Source organism: Pseudovibrio exalbescens, assembly GCF_028737195.1.
GTDB classification, from domain to species: Bacteria; Pseudomonadota; Alphaproteobacteria; order Rhizobiales; family Stappiaceae; genus Pseudovibrio; species Pseudovibrio zosterae.
The window spans coordinates 507,074-528,157 of the sequence record NZ_JAQZAJ010000002.1 but is presented as its reverse complement, the minus strand read 5'-3'; the positions used below and the strand labels follow the sequence as shown (position 1 = coordinate 528,157).

The following is a 21,084-nucleotide window of genomic DNA, read 5'->3' as shown; positions in this document are numbered from 1 at the left end:
AGGCGTCAGTTCACGCTTTCTGCAATGGCTCTTTCGGCATCAACCAAAGCTTCCGGGGTTCCCACGTGAAGCCACAGGCCATCCCCTTCCACGCCATAAAGACGCCCCTGTTCGATCGCGCGATCAAACAGCAAGTTCAGGGAAAACGGCCCGTCTGGGGTATCCTCAAACACCTCTGGCTTGAAGATGGCAGTGCCGGAATAGACATAGGGCGCCACGGTTCGCTCCACGCGACGCTTCAAAACACCTTCAACGTCCATGGTGAAGTCGCCCTTGCCGGTGTAGCCAACGGAATTCACACTTGGCACCATCAGCAACAGGATGTCCATTTTCTCAGGATTCCACGCCTCGGCCATGGTCTCCAGATTTGGGCGCACGCCCTCAATCCAGAGGCTGTCGGAGTTGGTCACCAGAAACGGCTGGTTTCCCAGGTGTGGCAGAGCCTTCTTTACGCCGCCGCCGGTCTCCAGCAGCTCATCGCGTTCGTCAGAAATGGCAACGGCCATACCCTGAAACTTCTTGGCATGAACTTCCACCAAGTCAGCCAGATAGTGCACGTTCACCACCGCTTCCTGAACGCCGCCCTTTTGCAGGCGCTGCAAGGTGTAGTCCAGCATGGATCTGCCGGCCACTTCGATCAGAGGCTTCGGGGTGGTGGCGGTCAACGGGCGCATGCGCTTGCCCATGCCAGCCGATAGCACTATGGCACGCTCTGGGTGAGCGATTGGGTTCTTATTCATTCCTTTATTCTTTCAAGTAAATTGGAAGAACTATTTGCTCGCACTGTGCAGCAGAGGATTTGACGGCAGTATGACGTCATACACCGTCTTGAGCTCTTCCAGCTCAGGATGTGAAAGAGCCTGTACAAGATACTCTCTGATCCGGGGCAGATGCTCAAGATACGCCGGCTTACCAAATACGGTATTTAACCGGACAAAGCCCCCCAAAATCTTAGTGTTACGATGGGCTGCAAGTGTAGCAACTCCGTACCTAAACAGGCCTTCATCAAAATCACTTAGGTATTTAAGCGCTTTTTCGCAATAGTGCGCCAGCAGCTCTTCCTGAAGGTCACGAGGGATCGTCAGGCGGGCATCCATCACAAGGGACGCAACGTCATAAGCAATTGGTCCAATAAGGGCGTCCTGAAAATCGATCTGCGCAATCTGGTCCAGCCCTTCAGCCCGGTCGAGCCAAAGCAGATTGGGGCTGTGAAAGTCCCGCATCACCCAAGTCTTTGGCAGGGCCTCAAGCGGTGCGAGTGCCTTTTGCCAAGCCTCTTTGAACAGGGTCCGGTCCTTGCTGGAAGCCTCTTTGCCCTCCGCGTGCGGGCGATAGAACTCCATGAAGAGTTCGGCCTCGGTCATGTAGGAGGCCAGATCATAGCGGCCAAGGGCATGGGTTGCATCGCCCGAACGGGCCGTCTCCGGCCACGCCTGCTGGTGCATGTGAAGCAGCACATCCAGCGCGCGTTTGTATCGGTCTGCGATGGGCGCACCGTCCTGCACGATGAACTGAGTGCCGAGGTCCTCCATTAGCGCAAGACCATTGGGCCGATCCAGCGCATAGATCTCAGGCACGCGCAAACCGCGATGGCGCAGCTCTTCCGCTATGGCGAGAAAATCATCGATGGAATGCGCCAGATGTACGGACTGTGCATAGGTCTTGCCGGAGGGCAGCGTTGCCTCCCCCGCCCTTGGCGGATAATCCATCAGAACCGCGCCGCCAGCCTCGCCATTTAGGCGCAGATAACTACGGGTGGAGGCGTCGCCCTTGAGGTGATCCCGAGGCCGCTCCATCCACGTTGTGCCGAGCAGCAGCTCACGGCGTGCCTGCAGACGCTTCAGCCGCGCGTCCCAATCGCTGCTCTGCGGCGTTAGGGTGAAGATCCGGCTGTCCGGCTCAGGCCCTTCCTCAATCTTCACCAGAAGCGCTTCGGGCCAATACCGGGCATCTCCCATCTCTGGCCACTCAACAAGGGCTGCGCCGCGCTCCAGCGTGTCCTCAAGGCCAAGCTCTTCCAGCTCTTCTGGCTCTTCGAGGCGATAAAGGTCCATATGCGCCAGAAACAGACGCTCCAGATCATAGGTCTGAACGAGCGTAAAGGTTGGGCTAGGCACTTCCAACTCTGGCTCTCCGGCCAGATAGCGCAGCAATGCGCGGGAGAACGTGGACTTGCCCGTGCCCAAATCACCGGAAAGGGCGATCACATCGCCCGGCTTCAAAAATTCCGCAAAGTCTTCCGCAAAACGCTCGGTTTCGGCTTGAGAATATAACGTGACAATCATTGTGCGCTGATGAGCCCCATCCAGCCTTGTGCCGGTTTAAATCTGGCAGTTATTCCGCAGCTTGAAGATCCAGAACACGCGGCTCCAGCGGGAATGTACAGGTGACGGTGGTGCCTTCGCCTTCCTTGGAAGAGATGTCAACGGTGCCGCCGTGCAGCTCAACAAAACTCTTTACAATGGCAAGTCCAAGGCCAACCCCGTGTCGGCTTCCAGCCGCTCCCCTGCCCACGAAGCGGGAGAACACCTGTTCCAGCAGTTCCTCGGGAATGCCAACCCCATGATCTTCCACGGTAAACTTGATGGAATTTGCATCACGAACACACCTGACATCCACCTGTCCGCCCGCTTCAGAATAGCGTACGGCGTTGGACAAAAGATTGTACAAAACCTGCCGGAGGCGGCGTTCGTCTGCGCGAATGGTGCCAATGTTATCGGGCAGGTTGGTGTTCAGGCTGATGTTGGATTCGGTCAAGCGATCCTGAAGACCAACGATGGCTTCGGACACGGTCTCGGCCACATCCACATCGGAGATGTTGAGCTCCATAATACCGGCATCCACCGTCGCCAGATCCAGAATGTCATTGATGATGGCCAGCAGTGACGACGAGGACGACAGGATGTACTGCATGTACTCGGTCTGCTTGGTGGACAGATCGCCGAACTTTTGGTCGGAAAGCAACTGCGCAAAGCCGATAATCGTGGTGAGCGGCGAGCGCAGCTCGTAAGACACATGCTGAATGAAGGTGTTCTTCAGCTGGTCCGCCTCTTCCAGTGCCTCGTTCTTTTCCACCAGCGCCCGTTCAACATTCACGCTGTCGGTCACGTTGACGAAGGTCAGCAACGTCCCGCCATCGGGCAGCGGGACAGTTACGTAATTGATGATCATTCCATCAATACGCTCCATGCGCCCCGTGAGGTTGGTACGGCTGTCAGACAGGCCCGTGATGCCGCCAGCAAGTTCCTTGAGCACGGTCGAATCCGGCAAGAGATGCTTACACTTCTCCACCAAACCAGAAACATGCGGCTCGTTTTGCAACTCGGCTTCTGTAAAGCGCCAGATGTCGGCAAACGCCGGGTTCCAGAGGCGCAGACGGCCATTGGAGCCAAACACAGCCACAGCTTCGGACAGGTGATCCAGCGTTTCGCCCTGAACGCGAATGAGGGAGTTGTAGCGGCTTTCCAGATCGAGGCGCTCGGTTACATTCTCGTAGATGTACGTCACGCCGCCTTGAGGATGCGGGTTCGCGATCACACGCAGGGTACGCCCGTCCGGCAGGTGCCACCAGAACTCACGCGCTTCCAGCGATTGGTAGCTCTCCAGATGCTTGGCGCGCCATGAGCGGTAGTCCGCCTGCTCCGGCAGCTTGCGTGCTGCACGCATGGCATCAAGAACTGCGCCTTCTTCAGGCGACGATTCCAGCAGGGATGGATCCAGTTCCCAAAGCGTGCGGTATGCAGCATTGTGGAACTTCAAACGGCGGTCGGCACCGTAGATGGCGACAGCGGTTTGGAGTTCATCCAGCGTACGGGTGTGGAAGTCCAACGTACGGCGCAGTTCGTTCTGAACGCGCTCCAGCTCGCTGATGTCCTGCGCAAGGCCCGCGCTTGACTTGTCACTCAAAACATCGGTGATTTGGTAGACACACCGCTCTCCAGCAGCAACAACCGGCATTGGTGCGCTGTAAACGCCGTTGGTCTCGCGCATTGTGCTGAGCTTCATACGGCCCTTGGCGTCCAAAAGCTCTGCCCCCTTGGAAAGCACATCGGCAAGGGTGCTGGCTTCAACCGCATCCAGATATGCCGTGTTCACCCAAACGAGCTTACCCGCATCATCTCTCTGCCAGGCAGGGCCCGGCAACGCGTCCAGCAGACTGCGGATGCCTTCAAGCTGATTTTGCAGTTTCTCGTTCTGCTCTGACAGGCGCGCGCTGGCTTGACGGTCGCCCGTCAGGTCACGCAGGCGCAGCACTGCGGCCCCACCTGCGGTGCGCCCTGTTGCCTCCAGATAAACACCATTGGTGGTGCTCAAAGTGAGCCGGAACGGCTCACCATGGGTGCGCAGATGATCAAGATAGGCGCGAAGAGCCTCAGCAGACTTGGTCTCCAGCCATGCCTCGTATTCCAGAAGCTGGTTGATGCCCTCCGGGAAATTGAGCGAGTCCGGCAAATGACCTGCGACCGCAGGAATGCGCTCAGCCCCTTCCCAGACCAGCATCAGGGAATCTTCTGTTTCAAGGATGTTCTCGAGCCGATCAATCCGTGCAACGGCGCTTGCCCGCGCCTGACGCAGTTGGGCAATCGTGCCTTCAAGGCGACGACGACTGCGCACCATCATGAGAGCTGTTGCCACGGCAAACATGATCGCGCCGGCAATCGCAGCCAGCCATACCACTTTCAGTGCGTCGACAGACGTCCCTGAGAATTGCGGCAGAAAATCCATTGCTTGAGAGAAACCGGCAGCACCAACTAGAGCGAACGCGCCAACACCAAATAGATTTGCAAATTGCCGAATCCTTGTTCGCCACAGCACGTTGGAACGTGCGTGTTGTTGCCAGCCTGCTGGCATGTAGTGCCCCCTTTTTCGCCGCCAAGGTCCGAAAACCGGACCGCGAATAAGTCGCTCAACTGGCTACACTCACGACTGATTCGTTAACCAAGATAACTCGATACGGAAACGCGAAGAAGAGGTTCTTTACAAATAGTAAACAAATATTCCGGGCCTGCGACCCATCCACTACAATTAGTGGTGACGTGGCCCGCCCCGCATACCATATATGGAAGCGGGGCGTGCGATTCTGTTAATTAGTACTTGTAGTGCTCGGCCTTGAACGGGCCTGTCTTTTCAATTCCCAAGTAGTTCGCCTGATCGTCGGTCAGCTCCTGCAACGTCACGCCGAGCTTCTTCAGGTGAAGCCGCGCAACCTTCTCGTCCAGGTGCTTAGGCAGAACATAAACTTCGTTCTTGTACGCGTCGCCCTTGGTGAACAACTCGATCTGCGCCAGAACCTGGTTAGCGAAGCTGGCGGACATTACGAAGCTTGGGTGGCCGGTCGCATTGCCAAGGTTAACCAGACGACCTTCAGAGAGAAGGATAAGGCGCTTGCCGTTCGGGTACTCGATCATGTCGACCTGTGGCTTCACATTGCGCCACTTGAAGTTACGCAGAGCCGCAACCTGGATCTCGTTGTCGAAGTGACCGATGTTGCAGACAATGGCCATGTCCTTCATCTCACGCATGTGGTCTGCGGTGATGACGTCTTTGTTGCCCGTTGCTGTAACGAAGATGTCGCCTTCCTTGACAGCTTCTTCCATGGTCTTGACTTCAAACCCATCCATCGCGGCCTGAAGCGCGCAGATCGGATCGATTTCGGTCACGATCACACGTGCGCCAGCTCCGGTCAAAGACTGTGCTGAGCCCTTGCCCACGTCGCCGTAGCCTGCCACAACAGCAACCTTGCCAGCCATCATCACGTCGGTACCACGGCGAATGCCGTCCACGAGGGACTCACGGCAGCCATAACGGTTGTCAAACTTGGACTTGGTTACGGAGTCATTCACGTTGATCGCAGGGAATGGCAGCTCGCCCTTCTTCTGCATTTCGTAAAGACGCAGAACGCCAGTGGTGGTTTCTTCGGAAACACCCTTGATGTTCGCCTTCACCTTGGAGAAGTAACCTGGGTCACGCTCAAGACGGCGCTTGATGGTTGCGAACAGGGCAACTTCTTCTTCGTTGGAAGGGTTGTCGAGAACGGATGGGTCCGTCTCTGCCTTGGCACCCAGAAGGATCATCAGGGTTGCGTCGCCGCCATCGTCCAGAATCATGTTGGCGGTTTCGCCGTTGCCCCAGTCGAAGATCTGGTCAGCATAGTTCCAATACTCTTCCAGCGTCTCGCCTTTTTCAGCGAAAACCGGAATGCCAGCCGCCGCGATTGCAGCAGCAGCCTGATCTTGCGTGGAGAAGATGTTGCAGGATGCCCAACGAACTTCTGCGCCCAGCGCCACGAGGGTCTCAATCAGAACAGCGGTCTGAATGGTCATATGCAGGGAACCTGCAATGCGGGCGCCCTTGAGAGGCTTGCTCTCGCCGAACTCTTCGCGACAAGCCATCAGGCCTGGCATTTCTGTTTCAGCGATTTCGATCTCAGTCCGGCCCCATTCAGCCAGAGAGATGTCCTTTACTTTGTAATCGGTAAATCCGGTCATCCAACTTTTCCCGCATGACGCGGCGCAGGTACGCCGCAGTTCCAACTCTCAAGGCCCATTGACCCTGATGCTTGGCACGGGTTATAGCGTAGTTGGAAGGGAGAAAGCAATAAAGATATAAAGGTTCCTTTATATCATTTGCGTAACAATGGTAGGGGGCCGACTCAAATCGCCGGTCCACAAACAAAAAAGGCGACTAATCCCTAGTCGCGCTCGCCAAAACCGTCTTCGATGAGGGCCACAATGGCCGCCATGGCTTCCTGATGTTGCTGGCCTGTAACCCTTACATGGATGCAACATCCCGGTGCCGCAGCAAGCATCATCAAGCCCATAATCGACGTTCCACCCACGCTTTGGCCATCTTTGGAGACGACAACCTCAGCATCGAAGGTCTCAACCAGCTTTACAAGCTTGGCCGAGGCGCGCGCATGAAGGCCGCGCTGGTTGACGATTTCAAGCTCGCGCTCAAGCACATGAACCGTATTCATTCTTTGTTTCAACCCTGACCGGATAACACCTGACTGGCGACAGAAATGTATTTCTGACCGGCGTTTCTTGCTTCTTCTACGGCTTGCGCCAGTGACAGATCATTGCGCACACTTGCCAGCTTGATCAGCATGGGCAGGTTTACACCAGCTACCACCTCTATTGAGGTTCCGTTCATGACAGAGATCGCCAAGTTTGATGGCGTACCACCGAACATGTCGGTTAGCAGCACCACACCCGATCCGTCATTTACCTGCTCAACTGACTTCAAAATGTCCTGACGACGTTGCTCCATGTCGTCATCCGGACCGATGCAAATTGTCGACACCCCTGATTGCGGCCCAACCACATGTTCGAGGGCCGATTTGAACTCTTCGGCCAAACGGCCGTGGGTGACTAGAACAAGACCTATCATTCAATTCCTGCGAGATTTGAGAGGTAACACTTTGACGTGTCACTTGCCCCACTTTCTAAGAGCCTGCGCCGCAGTGCAAGAAAAATCGGCAAAGTGTCACCACATCGCCAATCCGATAGGCAACTACAGGGTTCTTAGCGCTGCGTAAGCCAGCCTCACCGATGCATCAAAGCTTTCCAAAGGCACCGGTTGACGACGAACCTTTATGCCAAGGACCTCTGTTTCAAGCTCATGAGACTCAGGCAGCCGTTCTATGTGAGAAAGCCCCTCAATATCAATAATCAATCGCAGCACCGCACGGTTTAGGTGGGGCATTTTCACAATCCCGTGACCGCGAAGCTCCATTAAACCCCTGGTTGGCTCTGGGCAACGCGCGACAAGACGTCCGTTGATAGCGTCAATGTAGACCTGATCATCGGCCACCAGACAGGCGAATCTGCCCGCTGACCGCTCTCGCTGGATCAGTTCGAATGCTAGGCCAGACTTGCCGGAACCGGACGCACCACGAATCAAAACCCCTTTGTTGCCAATGACGACGCAGGTACCGTGGTGGGATGGAGCCATGGTCAGCTCACGCGCTTTGCGGGCAGTGTGACGATGAACCGGGCACCAAGCACCTTGCCGTCATCGCCTTTTTGCTCTCGGTTTTCTGCCGTGATGGTTCCGCCGTGGGCTTCCACGATCTGTCGGCAAATGGAAAGACCAAGGCCCGAATTGTTGCCGAAGCCTTCGTTGGCAGGCCGGTCTGTGTAGAAGCGCTCAAAAATGCGCTCCATGACATCCGCATTGATGCCCGGACCGCAGTCATCCACCGTAATGAGCACCTTGTTGCCTTGGCGTGTGGCGGTAATGTCGATGGCCTCATCGTTTGGCGAGAACGAGCGCGCGTTATCAATGAGATTGTTGAAGACCTGCGACAGGCGCTCGGCCTTGCCAAACACCTCGTAGGGGTGGTCCAGCTTGGACGCGGTCACGGTCAGCTTGACCCGCGGCACATCCTCACCCCAGCGCTCGTTGGCAATGTCCGTCACGGTGCGCAGCAGCACGGCGATGTCGAAGATCTCGGAGTCCGCGCGTGCAAGCTCCGCGTCGATCCGCGAGGCCTCGGAGATATCCGAGATCAGCCGATCCAGACGGCGCACGTCATGCTGGATGACTTCCATCAAGCGTTCGCGGGAGGCTTCGTTCTTGGCCAGAGGCAAGGTTTCGATGGCGCTCCTCAAGGAGGTCAGCGGATTCTTGAGTTCGTGCGCCACATCAGCGGCGAAGTTCTCAATGGCATCCATACGATTATAGAGCGCATTGGTCATCTCGCGCAGCACCCGTGCCAAGTGGCCAATCTCGTCATAACGCCCCGGGAACTCCGGGATTTCCTCACGAGATTTGCTGGAGTACCGCACACGCTGGGCCGCGTCGGACAAACGCCGCACCGGGCCTGCGATGGTTCCTGCCAGCAGGACAGAGAGCACCATCACCACAACGGCCGCGACAACGAAGATCTTGATGATCGCGCTGCGCTCAGCAGCAATGATGTCGTCGATGTCGCCCCCTTGCGTCGACAGAAGCAAGGTGCCCAGAACCGCACGGAACCGCTGCACCGGAATAGCCACGGAAACGATCATCTCCCCACGTGGTGACAAGCGCACCACACTGGCGGGCGAGCCGGCCATGGCTGCTGCCACCTCGGGATAGTCAAGGCCGCTGCTGTCGTCCAGTTCCTTGTAGAGCGGGTATTCACCGCGCCGCATCCAGAACTTCACCTCTTGCCAGAGGTTCTGGAAGTACGGCTCTTCCTCCTGATTGGGAGGGGGCAGATCAAACCTGAAAATCTGGGTCTGGGCGTAGATATGGGAACTGTCGAGGAGCAGCGTCCCATCCGGATCATAGATCCGCGCGCGCGTCTTGGTCGGCGAAATCAACCGGCGCAGGATTGGCCCCACCAGCTCCGGGTTGATCGGGAAATCCAGACTGGACAGCGAGGAGCCGGGATCAATGCTTTCTCCGGCCTGCAGGCGCAGCAGCTGTTCCGGATCCACCATCACCTGGTTGCTGTCTGCCGTTGCAGAAGCGGCAATGGCGCCCGCGATAATCTCGCCCTGCGTGAGCAGCGATTGTACACGCGCATCAATCAGGCCCGCACGAAACTGGTTCAGGTACAAGATACCCACCACCATTGCGAAGAGGCCCACAAGGTTCAGAACCAGAATGCGGCGTGTCAGGGAGGAAAACACATAGGTGCCAAGCACGGACGCCCATCGGGTCAGGATGCGTCGGCGTACTTGACGGCGGCGCACCCAGCCAAACGCGTTGTTCCGTCCGCCGTCCGTTTCCGGACGCCGTGGCTGCGCGGTCTTGTCCACGTGATCTTTTGATACCTGCTCAGAAGCCATAAAGCGCTGAGATCCAATCAGCCTTCGCGGAAGCGATAACCGACGCCGTAAAGGGTTTCGATCATATCAAAGTCGTCATCGACAACCTTGAACTTCTTGCGGAGGCGCTTGATGTGACTGTCGATGGTTCGGTCATCGACATAAACCTGATCATCGTAGGCGGCGTCCATGAGTGCATTGCGGCTTTTCACAACGCCCGGACGCTGAGCCAACGCGAACAGGATAAGAAACTCTGTGACGGTAAGCGTTACGGGCTTGCCCATCCATGTGCAGGTGTGACGCTCCTGATCCATTGTCAGGTGGCCACGCTCCAGAAGCTTGTCGCCTTCGCTTGCCGCAGCGGACGCATCGCGAGGCTGCACGCGGCGCAGCACGGCCTTTACGCGCTCTACCATCAAACGCTGTGAGAACGGCTTCCGAATGAAGTCGTCCGCACCCATTTTTAGGCCGAACAGTTCATCAATCTCGTCGTCCTTCGACGTCAGAAAGATAACCGGCAGATCCGAGCGCTGGCGCAACCGGCGCAGCAGCTCCATGCCATCCATGCGCGGCATCTTGATATCGAAAATAGCAAGATCCGGCGGATCATTTTGAAGACCTTCCAGTGCAGAAGCACCGTCCGTATAGGTCTGAACGCGGTAACCTTCGGACTCCAGAGCGATCGAGACAGAGGTTAGAATGTTGCGGTCGTCATCAACCAGAGCAATGGTCGGCATGGTCGGGGCCCGATCCTCTCACAAAACTTACTTTCGATAATGATTACCCGATTTAGGCACGAGGGACAAATAGTCGTGAAATAAGGCAAAACCCGGCCTGAAGAATGGGTTAATCCACAGCCGCCTCAGCATCCAAGCCCACGCCATAACCCAGTGCGCGGCAATACTCCATCAGTTTTTGGGGTTATTTCCACGCATCCCCCAGCTAAATCCATTTAAAAGAAAAGTATTATACTCGAAGTTTACAGAACTCGAATTTCAATCGGTTTAACGACTTTCTCTGGTCTTGTTGTTTCCCAAATACTCATTTACCGTCCACCCTGTCGCAAGAGGCATAAACCAGATTCACCTGAACGATCTCTAGGAGAGATGCAAGTAAACAGGTGAGCGACTGAGGAAATCAGAATAATGGTAGAGTTCGGATTACGTAATTCCGATTGTGGGAGTGAGGCATTTGGTTTGAAGAACCTTAAGAGCCTCAGCTGGAACCTAAGCGAGCCTGAACTTTACGAATATGCGCTGAAGCGCGGCGAAGCCAGCCTGGCAGCAGGTGGCGCACTGGTCGCCGACACGGGGGACCACACAGGCCGATCCCCCAAGGACAAGTTCGTCTTGAAGGACGAAAAGACCGAAAATCAGGTCTGGTGGGAGAACAACTCCGCCATCAGCCCGGCGCACTTTGATGTGCTTTTGGCCGATATGCTTTCTCACGCGGAAGGCATGGAGCTGTTCGCGCAGGATCTTTATGGCGGAGCCGACCCCGCGCAGCGTTTGAACGTGCGGGTGTTCACAGAGTTTGCCTGGCACTCTCTTTTCATTCGCAACATGCTGCTGCGCCCGGAACGGTCGGCGCTGGCCTCCTTCGTGCCGGAAATGACCATCATCGATCTGCCAAGCTTCAAGGCTGACCCGAGCAAGCATGGCTGCCGCAGCGAAACCGTTATTGCCTGCGACTTGTCTCGCAAGATCGTGCTTATTGGCGGCACCGCGTATGCTGGCGAGATGAAGAAGTCGGTCTTTACGATGCTGAACTACCTGCTGCCTGATGCGGGCGTGATGCCAATGCATTGTTCCGCCAATGTGGGCGATGCAGGCAACACTGCCGTGTTCTTCGGCCTGTCAGGCACCGGAAAGACCACCCTTTCCGCTGACCCGTCGCGCACACTGGTGGGCGATGACGAGCACGGCTGGGGTCCAGAAGGCATCTTTAATTTTGAAGGCGGCTGCTACGCAAAGACCATCAAGCTTTCTCGTGAAGCGGAGCCTGAGATTTTCTCGACCACAGAGCGCTTCGGCACGGTGCTCGAAAATGTCGTTCTGGATGAGCAGCGCGTTCCAGACTTTGACGACGGCTCAAAGACGGAGAACACCCGCTGCGCGTACCCAATCCACTTCATTCCAAATGCAAGTGACAGTGGCCGCGCGCCGCACCCAAAGAACATCATCATGCTGACAGCCGATGCCTTTGGGGTTCTGCCCCCAATCGCAAAATTGACCGGCTCTCAGGCCATGTACCATTTCCTTTCCGGTTACACCGCCAAGGTTGCCGGCACAGAGCGCGGCGTGACGGAACCACAAGCAACGTTCTCCACCTGCTTTGGTGCTCCCTTCATGCCTCGTCATCCCTCCGAGTATGGCGCTCTGCTGAAAAAGCTCATTCAGGAGCACGGCGTAAACTGCTGGCTGGTGAACACCGGCTGGACCAGCGGGGCCTATGGCGTCGGTCATCGCATGCCGATCAAGGAAACACGGGCTCTGCTTCGCGCAGCACTGGATGGCTCTTTGAACGATGTGGCCTATCGCACGGACAGCAACTTCGGCTTTGCCGTTCCGTTGGCCGTGGAAGGCGTTGACACAACCATCCTGAACCCACGCGGCACTTGGGCGGATCCAAACGCCTATGACGCTCAGGCGGCCAAGTTGGTGTCCATGTTCATCGAGAACTTCACTCAGTTTGCAGATGCAGTGGATGGAGACATTTTGAGCGCGGGACCGGGTTTGCGGGCAGCTGCCGAGTAAGCCCCCTCCTTTCGACCAATTACTAAGCGCCGGGCTTCTGTCCGGCGCTTTTTGTTGGTTTCCTGCCTCCCTGCAACTACTTATAGTAAACCAGGATGACATGGCAGGAGCCGATTATGGCCGACCTTTCGGCACCGCAAAATCGAGCGACTTCAAACGACGTGCTGGCCGTTGCTGAGCAGTGGCTACAGCAAGGCCGCGCCTGTGCGCTGGCCACGGTCATCGAAACCTGGGGCTCGGCCCCGCGCCCGATTGGCAGTCACCTGCTCATTGATGCCGACGGAAACTTTGAAGGCTCCGTCTCAGGTGGCTGCGTTGAAGGGGAAGTCGTCACCGAGGCCATGGACACCATCGAGGATGGCACGGCGCGCCTCTTGGAGTTCGGCGTTGCTGATGAAACGGCTTGGCGGGTTGGTTTGTCTTGCGGGGGGCGCATAACCGTTCGCGTGGAAGCACTTTCCAGCCCTGATTGGCTGGCTCAGATGAACGCCGCCCGCACTTCCCGGCGGGGCGCGGTGCTGGCCACAGACATTGCTAGCGGCACCACGACCCTTTTCACGGAAGACGCGCTTCCTTTAGATGTGGCGCTTCAAGACGAGATCGGCGTGCGCTTACGGACCGGCAAATCGGGCCGCTTTCAGCCCGATGATGGGCGCGACCTGTTCCTGAACGTCCATGTCCCCGCCCTCCGCATCATCGCTGTTGGGGCCGTTCACATCACACAAGCGCTCGCGCCGATGGCGAAGATCGCCGGGTACGATCTTACGGTCATTGACCCGCGCACCGCATTCGCAACGCCGGAACGTTTTGCTGATGTAGACTTGCGGGCGCAGTGGCCAGAAGAAGCGCTGGACAAGCAGCCACTTGATGCGCACAGCGCCGTGATTGCTGTTACTCACGACCCAAAGATCGACGACCCGGCGCTTGAAGCCGCGTTGAAGGCGCACTGCTTTTACATTGGCGCCCTTGGAAGCAAGAAGACCCATGGCCGCCGTGTGGAGCGTCTCCTCGAACAGGGCTTCTCGCGGGAGAGCATTGATCGCATCCACGCCCCCATCGGCTTGAACATTGGTGCCGCCAGTCCGGCGGAAATCGCAGTTGCCATCATGGCGGAGATTATACTCGCCCGACGTGGTGCGAAAGCTTAGGAGAGGCAGTGCATGTATTTCGGAGAGCTTCCCACTTCTCAGGCAACCGGGTGCTATCTCGCCCACTCCTTGAAAGCAGCTGGCCTGCATCTGAAAAAGGGGCACAGGCTTTCCGAAGGGGAGGTTGCCACCCTTGAAGCAGCCGGTGTTGCCAGTCTTACTGTCGCTCGGCTTGATGCTGGTGACATTCATGAGGATGAAGCAGCACAACGCTTTGCAGCAAGCGCGGCCGGGGCCGGAACCATTGTAGCGCCGCCTTTTACCGGCCGTGTCAATCTCTACGCGGAGCACGCAGGGATTCTCCAGCTGGACGAAGATGCCATCTTGAGCGCCAACATGATCGACCCTGCGATCACCATGGCGACGTTGGAACCGTTCGCTCCCGTCGAAAAAGGGCGGATGCTCGCTACAGCCAAGATCATTCCGCTTGCAGCCGAAGAACGTCATCTGGGCGCGGCGGCGGCAGCCATTCAGGGCGCCATTCGCGTTGCCCCTTACACGGCAAAACGCGTTGCCGTGGTCTCCACCACCCTGCCCCATTTGAAGGGCCAGGTGATCGGCAAGACACTTGCCGCACTGCAGGACCGCCTCAGACCCTCTGGATCTGTAATCTCAGCCCATCTTGAGGTGCCGCACACCTACCCTGACCTGAAAGAGGCCCTTGGCACCCTCGATCCCGCTGGCTTTGATCTGCTCATTATCTTTGGTGCTTCAGCCGTCGTTGATGTCAACGACATTATTCCCAGCGCGCTTCGCAGTGCAGGCGGCAACATCGAGCATTTCGGTATGCCCGTTGATCCGGGCAACCTTTTGGTATTGGGTTCATTCGCCGGAAAGCCCGCCATTGGCGCACCGGGGTGCGCGCGCAGCCCTCAAGAAAATGGCTTTGACTGGGTGCTAAACCGCCTGCTGGCGGATCTTCCAATCACCGCCGGTCAGATCAAGGCCATGGGCGTTGGTGGCCTTTTGAAGGAGATCTACTCCCGGCCCCAGCCACGAGAGGAAGAAGTTGACGAGGCACACCGTAAGCGTCAATCCGCGGCGATCATTCTTGCTGCGGGTCAATCCCGCCGGACGGGCGACCACAACAAGCTTCTCGCCCGCGTGCATGGGGTTCCCATTATCCGGCAAGTCGCGCTCAGTGCCATTGAAAGCAAGGTGGACAGGGTTCATGTGGTGGTCGGAAAAGAAGGCGACGCGATCCAAAAGGCGCTCCAAGGCCTGTCCGTACAAGTGGTCCACAACGAACGCGCCGAGGCAGGGCTTTCGACCTCAGTTGCAGCAGGCATCAATAGCCTGCCCGACAGCATTGAAATTGCCGTCATGCTGCTTGGCGACATGCCTGAGATTGCGGCAACCCATGTGAACGAACTGCTGGCAGGCTATGAGCCCAATGCCGGGAAGCTTATTGGTGTTGCCACGTGCGAAGGCAAACGCGGCAACCCGGTGCTGTGGGATCGCCGTTTCTTCAGCCCGCTCACCCGCCTTCACGGTGACATTGGTGGCAAACCGGTGATGGAAGAGAACGCAGAAGCGATCTACACCATTGAACTTGGGCGCACGGCCCGGCTTGATCTGGATGACCCCACAGCACTCGATCACTTCGGTGCCAAGATGGGTAGTTTTTCCCTCAAAAGCGACGCGTGATTCTGCTGAGATTCGAGTTTTCGCGACAGTTAAATGACAGTTCGCATCCCTTAAATGAATTAATTGAAAATATATGAGATCGGAAGAAAAGCCTTTCTTCAGTGACTTATCTGGAATCTTCCCCTAGAGCCGCCTCAATACTGGCAATACCCCTCTAGAAATCTGTGGGCAAACTGATTAGGTTTCATTCCAGCAACGGCGGAACGCTTCGGGCGTTTCAGCCGTTTATTCAATTCCGAAAATCGAGACAGCTTACCGACGGCATCGTGCTCCGGCCGCGCATTGACGTGGCGACTGGCCTTTTCAATAAGCTGAAAGAAAATAAGAAGGCTCGCAACCATGACTGCCATGACCATGCCGCGTCCAGGGCAATGCAAATGGACCGAAGGTGATAGCGGAAACTACAGCTTCCCTTGCACCAACAAAGCGGAAAACGGCTCTTATTGTGCCCATCACCGCACGATTGTTTATGAGACCCCAGAACAGCGCAAGTCGCGTTCGGCTCAGACCAAGTTTGTTCCATTCAGCCGCCGCATGGCTGCTTAAGAACACGAAGAAGAAGAGACCTCTTTCTACTTGGTGCAGCACAGGGCACCAATCTCCCTAGAAAGAAAAGACAGCGTCAAGCTGCAACAAAAAACCCCGGCTTTTGGCCGGGGTTTTTAATTTCTTGGACTAGCCTTTTCTGCTCACAGCGCGGCTTTGATTTCCTGCAGCTGTGACAACACCAGCGCGGCCTTTTGGCGCTCGATGTCGTCCTTGGCATCCGCCAGATCTTCCTCAGCATTTTGGATCTGCTGGTCTAGATAGGCAGCGTCAATTTCGCTCATCGGGATCGCTTGCTCCGCCAGAACAGTCATGCCTGATGCAGATACATCGGCAAAACCACCCCGTACGAAGTACGCGTGCTGATCACCATTTGCCCCGGTTGCGCGAACAACGCCCGGGCGCATGGTCGACAGAAACGGCGAGTGACCGGCACCGACGCCAAATTCACCTTCAGAGCCAGGTACTACAGCTGCAGTCACTGCTTCTGAAAGCAGAAGGCGGTCTGGTGAAACCAGTTCAAACTGGAAAGTCTCAGCCATTTAGCTCTTCCTCTGTCCGTTTCAAGAAGCAGCGGCTTTTGCAAACCGCTGCCTTTCACTTTCGATCGCCAGATCGAGCTTAAGCAGCTTCAGCAGCCAGCTTAGCAGCCTTTTCAACCGCTTCGTCCATGGAACCAACCATGTAGAATGCAGCTTCTGGCAGATGGTCATAGTCACCGTTTACCAGACCCTTGAAGCCTTTGATGGTGTCTTCAAGAGCAACCAGCTTGCCTGGGGAACCGGTGAACACCTCAGCCACGAAGAACGGCTGGGACAGGAAGCGCTCGATCTTACGAGCACGTGCAACAACCAGCTTATCTTCTTCAGAAAGTTCATCCATGCCAAGGATGGCGATGATGTCCTGAAGAGACTTGTAGCGCTGCAGGGTTTCCTGAACCGCGGTCGCAACTTCGTAGTGCTCTTCACCAACGATACGTGGATCAAGCATACGGGAGTTGGAGTCGAGCGGGTCCACAGCTGGGTAGATGCCCTTTTCCGCGATTGAACGGTTCAACACGGTGGTTGCGTCCAAGTGAGCGAAGGTGGATGCAGGTGCAGGGTCGGTCAAGTCATCCGCTGGTACGTACACAGCCTGAACGGAGGTAATGGAACCCTTCGTTGTGGTTGTAATACGTTCCTGCATGGCGCCCATGTCGGTTGCCAGAGTAGGCTGATAGCCCACAGCAGAAGGAATACGGCCGAGCAGCGCGGACACCTCAGAACCAGCCTGAGTAAAGCGGAAGATGTTGTCCACGAAGAACAGAACGTCCTGGCCCTTGTCACGGAAGTGCTCAGCAACGGTCAGACCGGTCAGAGCAACACGTGCACGTGCTCCTGGAGGTTCGTTCATCTGACCGTAAACTAGAGCGGCCTTGGAGCCTTCGCCCTTGCCAGCTTCCTTGTTCACGCCAGATTCGATCATTTCCCAGTAAAGGTCGTTACCTTCACGGGTACGCTCACCAACGCCAGCGAATACGGAGTAGCCGCCGTGTGCCTTAGCAACGTTGTTGATGAGTTCCATGATCAGAACGGTCTTACCAACACCAGCACCGCCGAACAGACCGATCTTACCACCCTTTGCGTAAGGTGCGATCAGGTCAACGACCTTGATGCCGGTTACCAGGATTTCAGCTTCGGTGGACTGTTCCACGAATGCTGGAGCTTCCTGGTGGATAGCGCGCTTGGTGTCCGCAACGATTGGACCAGCTTCATCAACTGGCTCACCGATTACGTTCATGATGCGGCCCAGAGTGCCGTCACCCACTGGCACGGAAATCGCCTCGCCAGTGTCTTTAACTTCCTGACCGCGAACGAGACCTTCGGTTCCGTCCATAGCGATCGTGCGTACTTCGTTTTCGCCCAGGTGCTGAGCAACCTCGAGTACCAGACGGTTCCCGCCGTTGTCAGTTTCCAGAGCGTTCAGGATCGCAGGAAGCTCGCCGTCGAAGTGTACGTCGACAACAGCACCGATAACCTGCGTGATCCGTCCGACTTTCGTGTCAGCCATCACTTAAATCCTCGTCTCAACTCGGTCAGAGCGCTTCTGCGCCTGAAATGATTTCAATCAGTTCCTTGGTGATCTGTGCCTGACGCTGACGGTTGTAGCTCAGTGTCAGTTTATTGATCATCTCGCCGGCGTTGCGGGTCGCGTTGTCCATTGCGGACATGCGTGCACCCTGCTCGGACGCAGCGTTTTCAAGAATTGCGCTGTAGATCTGTACTGAAATGTTCCGAGGAAGCAGGGTCTCAAGGATTTCCTGCTCATCCGGCTCATAATCGTAGAGCGCATTCTCGCCCGCAGCTGCCTGATCGTCTTCAGCATCAAAAGTTGCCGGGATGATCTGAGTTGCGGTTGGAATCTGACTAATTACTGACCGGAACTTCGAATAGAACAGTGTGCAAACGTCGAACTTTTCCTCATCATACATGGTGAGGATCTTGTCGGCGATCTGCTTAACGCTGCTGTACTCAACGTTCTTATCAGTCAGCTCGATCTTCTCAATAATGTGCTGACCCAAATCACGCTTCAGTGCATCGAAGCCCTTCTTGCCAACGGTGACGATCTTAACCGTCTTACCTTCAGCAATCAGCTTCTTGGCGTGTTCACGCGCCAGCTTGGCGATGGAGGAGTTGAAACCACCACACAAACCACGCTCTGCGGTGCAGACGAGAAGCAGGTGTACCTGTTCCTTGCCCGTGCCTGCCATCAGCTTTGGCGCATCGTCACGACCCTGTACTCCGGAAGCCAAGTTGCTCAGCACCGCCCCCATGCGCTCGGCATAGGGACGAGATGCTTCTGCGGATTCCTGAGCACGACGCAGCTTAGCCGCGGCCACCATCTGCATGGCCTTGGTAATCTTCTGCGTCGCTTTGACCGAAGCGATGCGGTTTTTTAGGTCCTTAAGGCTCGCCATGGGCGCCCCCGTTCCTTATGCCGTTGCTTCGATTAACCGAGGGTCTTGACGAACGCGTCAATAGCAGCCTTCAGTTTCTCAGTGAGTTCTGCATCCAGAGCCTTCTTCTCCCAGATAGCGGAGAGAAGTTCTGCATGGTCTGCACGCAGGAAGCGCAGCAGGCCTTCTTCGAACTCGCGAACCTGGTCAACAGGGATACCGTCAAGGTAGCCGTTCACACCAGCGTAGATCACAGCGACCTGTTCTTCCGTCTTGAGCGGAGAGAACTGAGGCTGCTTCAGCAGTTCAGTCAGGCGCGCACCGCGGGCCAGAAGGCGCTGGGTGGTCGCATCCAGATCAGAGCCGAACTGAGCAAATGCCGCCATTTCGCGGTACTGCGCAAGCTCACCCTTAATTGGACCAGCAACCTGCTTCATTGCCTTGATCTGCGCGGAAGAACCCACGCGAGACACTGACAGACCAACGTTCACAGCAGGGCGGATACCCTGGAAGAACAGATCGGTTTCCAGGAAGATCTGACCATCGGTAATGGAGATAACGTTGGTCGGAATAAACGCCGACACGTCGTTACCCTGTGTTTCAATTACCGGCAGAGCAGTCAGGGAGCCTTTACCGTTCTCTTCGTTCAGCTTTGCAGAACGCTCGAGCAGACGGGAGTGCAGGTAGAAAACGTCACCTGGGAAAGCTTCACGTCCTGGTGGACGACGGAGAAGCAGAGACATCTGGCGGTAAGCCACAGCCTGCTTGGACAGATCGTCGTAACCAATCACAGCATGCATGCTGTTGTCACGGAAGAACTCACCCATTGTTGTACCGGCAAACGGTGCCAGGTACTGGAGAGGTGCTGGATCGGAAGCGGTCGCAGCGACAACGATGGAGTACTCAAGAGCACCAGCGTCTTCCAGTGCCTTAACGAACTGAGCAACGGTAGAGCGCTTCTGACCAACTGCAACGTAGATGCAGTAGAGCTTGGCGTCTTCATCGTCACCAGCGTGCAGAGGCTTCTGGTTGAGGAAGGTGTCGAGAATGATCGCGGTTTTACCGGTCTGGCGGTCACCAATAACCAGTTCGCGCTGACCACGGCCGATCGGGATCAGGGCATCGATTGCCTTGAGGCCGGTAGACATTGGCTCGTGCACGGACTTACGTGGCAGAATGCCAGGCGCTTTAACGTCCACACGACGGCGCTCAGTCGCCTCGATCGGGCCTTTGCCGTCGATCGGGTTACCGAGTGGATCCACGACGCGACCCAGCAGGCCTTTACCTACCGGTACGTCAACGATGGCACCGGTACGTTTTACGGTGTCACCTTCTTTAATGTCACGGTCGTTACCGAAGATAACGACACCGACGTTGTCAGATTCTAGGTTGAGTGCCATGCCCCGGATTCCTCCAGGGAACTCGACCATTTCACCCGCCTGGACTTGGTCCAGACCGTAAACGCGGGCAATCCCGTCACCTACGGAAAGAACCTGACCTACTTCAGTAACTTCGGCTTCTTGACCGAAGTTCTTGATCTGGTCCTTTAGGATGGCGGAAATTTCCGCGGCCCGAATATCCATCAGCCGACCTCTTTCATCGCGAACTTAAGAGAGTTGAGCTTGGTACGCAGTGAAGTGTCGATCATCCGGCTGCCGATCTTCACGATCAGACCGCCAATGATGGATGGGTCCACTTTCACTACCACGTTAACGTCTTTGCCTGTGGAAGCGTTGAGAGCTTCTTTCAGGGCAGCAGTGTGATCAGCCGATAGTTCGGTAGCGGAAGTCACCTCAGCGGTGACTTCGCCGCGCTTGGCAGCAAGCAGCGAACGGAAGGCTGAAATCATACCTGGGATCGCAAAGAGGCGCCGATTCTTGGCAACCAACTTTACAAAATTTGCGGTCAGGCCAGAAATGCCGGCCTTTTCCAATATATCTGTGAGCGCTTTAAGCTGCGCGTCTGCACTAAAAACGGGGCTCTTGATGAGGCGTTCTAGATCAGAGCTCTCTTTGATGAGCGCTTCAAAACGATCGAGTGCAGCCTCAACCTCCGCAATTGCATTCTGCTCTTCAGCAAGGTCTAGCAACGCGGATGCGTAACGCAAGGCCACGCCTGAAATGAGAGATACGTTGTCAGTCACTGGATCCGTGCTCTCCGGCGCATTCAAGGTTGGTAGCGAGACTCGCCAAGATTCCAACACCTTGAAAAGTCGCTTCTAATTCAGTTTCTTGGAAACAGAGTTGAGTGGTCTGTATCCTTAAAGCCGCGCTTCGCATAGCACAGGCATGACA

19 protein-coding genes are annotated in these 21,084 nt (G+C 56.2%); 4 read left to right on the top strand and 15 right to left on the bottom strand.

Going from position 1 to position 21,084, the window contains the following annotated elements:
- Positions 1-5 precede the first annotated feature (5 nt).
- From PUV47_RS07590 to PUV47_RS07550, 9 genes are all read right to left on the bottom strand, one after another.
- Complete coding sequence (locus PUV47_RS07590) at positions 6-740, bottom strand: nucleotidyltransferase family protein (RefSeq protein ID WP_274217916.1); 735 nt, start codon at positions 738-740, stop codon at positions 6-8.
- Between the two features lie 30 nt (positions 741-770).
- A complete protein-coding gene (gene tsaE, locus PUV47_RS07585; protein WP_274217915.1) occupies positions 771-2,285 on the bottom strand; it encodes a tRNA (adenosine(37)-N6)-threonylcarbamoyltransferase complex ATPase subunit type 1 TsaE in 1,515 nt (504 codons plus the stop codon).
- Positions 2,286-2,334: 49 nt separating this feature from the next.
- A complete protein-coding gene (locus PUV47_RS07580; RefSeq protein ID WP_274217914.1) occupies positions 2,335-4,851 on the bottom strand; it encodes an ATP-binding protein in 2,517 nt (838 codons plus the stop codon).
- 236 nt (positions 4,852-5,087) lie between these two features.
- The gene (gene ahcY / locus PUV47_RS07575; protein ID WP_274217913.1) at positions 5,088-6,488 is read right to left on the bottom strand and encodes an adenosylhomocysteinase; all 1,401 of its coding nucleotides are present in this window, start codon (positions 6,486-6,488) and stop codon (positions 5,088-5,090) included.
- 203 nt (positions 6,489-6,691) lie between these two features.
- On the bottom strand, positions 6,692-6,976 hold the full coding sequence (locus PUV47_RS07570; RefSeq protein WP_274217912.1) for an HPr family phosphocarrier protein: 285 nt from the start codon (positions 6,974-6,976) through the stop codon (positions 6,692-6,694).
- An 8-nt stretch (positions 6,977-6,984) separates the two neighbouring features.
- Positions 6,985-7,389, bottom strand: coding sequence for a PTS sugar transporter subunit IIA (locus tag PUV47_RS07565; protein WP_274217911.1), 405 nt, complete (start codon positions 7,387-7,389; stop codon positions 6,985-6,987).
- Positions 7,390-7,512: 123 nt separating this feature from the next.
- Positions 7,513-7,953, bottom strand: coding sequence for an HPr kinase/phosphorylase (locus PUV47_RS07560; RefSeq protein ID WP_274217910.1), 441 nt, complete (start codon positions 7,951-7,953; stop codon positions 7,513-7,515).
- A gap of 2 nt (positions 7,954-7,955) precedes the next feature.
- Positions 7,956-9,779, bottom strand: coding sequence for a sensor histidine kinase (locus PUV47_RS07555; RefSeq protein WP_274217909.1), 1,824 nt, complete (start codon positions 9,777-9,779; stop codon positions 7,956-7,958).
- 17 nt (positions 9,780-9,796) lie between these two features.
- Positions 9,797-10,495 carry a response regulator transcription factor gene (locus PUV47_RS07550; protein ID WP_274217908.1) on the bottom strand — a complete coding sequence of 233 codons (699 nt, stop codon included), beginning with the start codon at positions 10,493-10,495 and terminating at the stop codon, positions 9,797-9,799.
- 408 nt (positions 10,496-10,903) lie between these two features.
- On the opposite strand from PUV47_RS07550, the gene PUV47_RS07545 reads away from it, so the two are divergent.
- From PUV47_RS07545 to PUV47_RS07535, 3 genes are all read left to right on the top strand, one after another.
- Entirely contained in the window at positions 10,904-12,514 is a 1,611-nt protein-coding gene (locus tag PUV47_RS07545; protein ID WP_274217906.1) for a phosphoenolpyruvate carboxykinase, read from the top strand.
- A gap of 116 nt (positions 12,515-12,630) precedes the next feature.
- Complete coding sequence (locus PUV47_RS07540) at positions 12,631-13,662, top strand: XdhC family protein (protein WP_274217905.1); 1,032 nt, start codon at positions 12,631-12,633, stop codon at positions 13,660-13,662.
- A gap of 12 nt (positions 13,663-13,674) precedes the next feature.
- Positions 13,675-15,309, top strand: a complete 1,635-nt coding sequence (locus PUV47_RS07535; protein WP_274217904.1) for a molybdopterin-binding/glycosyltransferase family 2 protein — start codon at positions 13,675-13,677, stop codon at positions 15,307-15,309.
- A gap of 134 nt (positions 15,310-15,443) precedes the next feature.
- Here PUV47_RS07535 and PUV47_RS07530 read toward each other — a convergent pair whose 3' ends face one another.
- A complete protein-coding gene (locus tag PUV47_RS07530; protein ID WP_274217903.1) occupies positions 15,444-15,659 on the bottom strand; it encodes a hypothetical protein in 216 nt (71 codons plus the stop codon).
- Between PUV47_RS07530 and PUV47_RS07525 the strand changes: the two genes are divergently transcribed.
- Positions 15,649-15,855: a hypothetical protein gene (locus tag PUV47_RS07525; protein WP_274217902.1), complete on the top strand. Its 207-nt coding sequence runs from the start codon at positions 15,649-15,651 to the stop codon at positions 15,853-15,855. The two genes, PUV47_RS07530 and PUV47_RS07525, sit on opposite strands and share 11 nt — an antisense overlap.
- 143 nt (positions 15,856-15,998) lie before the next feature.
- Here PUV47_RS07525 and PUV47_RS07520 read toward each other — a convergent pair whose 3' ends face one another.
- From PUV47_RS07520 to PUV47_RS07500, 5 genes are all read right to left on the bottom strand, one after another.
- Positions 15,999-16,397 carry a F0F1 ATP synthase subunit epsilon gene (locus PUV47_RS07520; protein WP_274217900.1) on the bottom strand — a complete coding sequence of 133 codons (399 nt, stop codon included), beginning with the start codon at positions 16,395-16,397 and terminating at the stop codon, positions 15,999-16,001.
- A gap of 79 nt (positions 16,398-16,476) precedes the next feature.
- On the bottom strand, positions 16,477-17,904 hold the full coding sequence (atpD, locus tag PUV47_RS07515) for a F0F1 ATP synthase subunit beta (protein ID WP_274217899.1): 1,428 nt from the start codon (positions 17,902-17,904) through the stop codon (positions 16,477-16,479).
- A gap of 25 nt (positions 17,905-17,929) precedes the next feature.
- Positions 17,930-18,811, bottom strand: a complete 882-nt coding sequence (locus PUV47_RS07510; protein WP_274217898.1) for a F0F1 ATP synthase subunit gamma — start codon at positions 18,809-18,811, stop codon at positions 17,930-17,932.
- 32 nt (positions 18,812-18,843) lie between these two features.
- Positions 18,844-20,373, bottom strand: coding sequence for a F0F1 ATP synthase subunit alpha (gene atpA / locus PUV47_RS07505; protein WP_274217897.1), 1,530 nt, complete (start codon positions 20,371-20,373; stop codon positions 18,844-18,846).
- Positions 20,373-20,933 carry a F0F1 ATP synthase subunit delta gene (locus tag PUV47_RS07500; RefSeq protein WP_274217896.1) on the bottom strand — a complete coding sequence of 187 codons (561 nt, stop codon included), beginning with the start codon at positions 20,931-20,933 and terminating at the stop codon, positions 20,373-20,375. The genes atpA and PUV47_RS07500 overlap by 1 nt, the downstream gene beginning before the upstream one ends.
- Positions 20,934-21,084 lie beyond the last annotated feature (151 nt).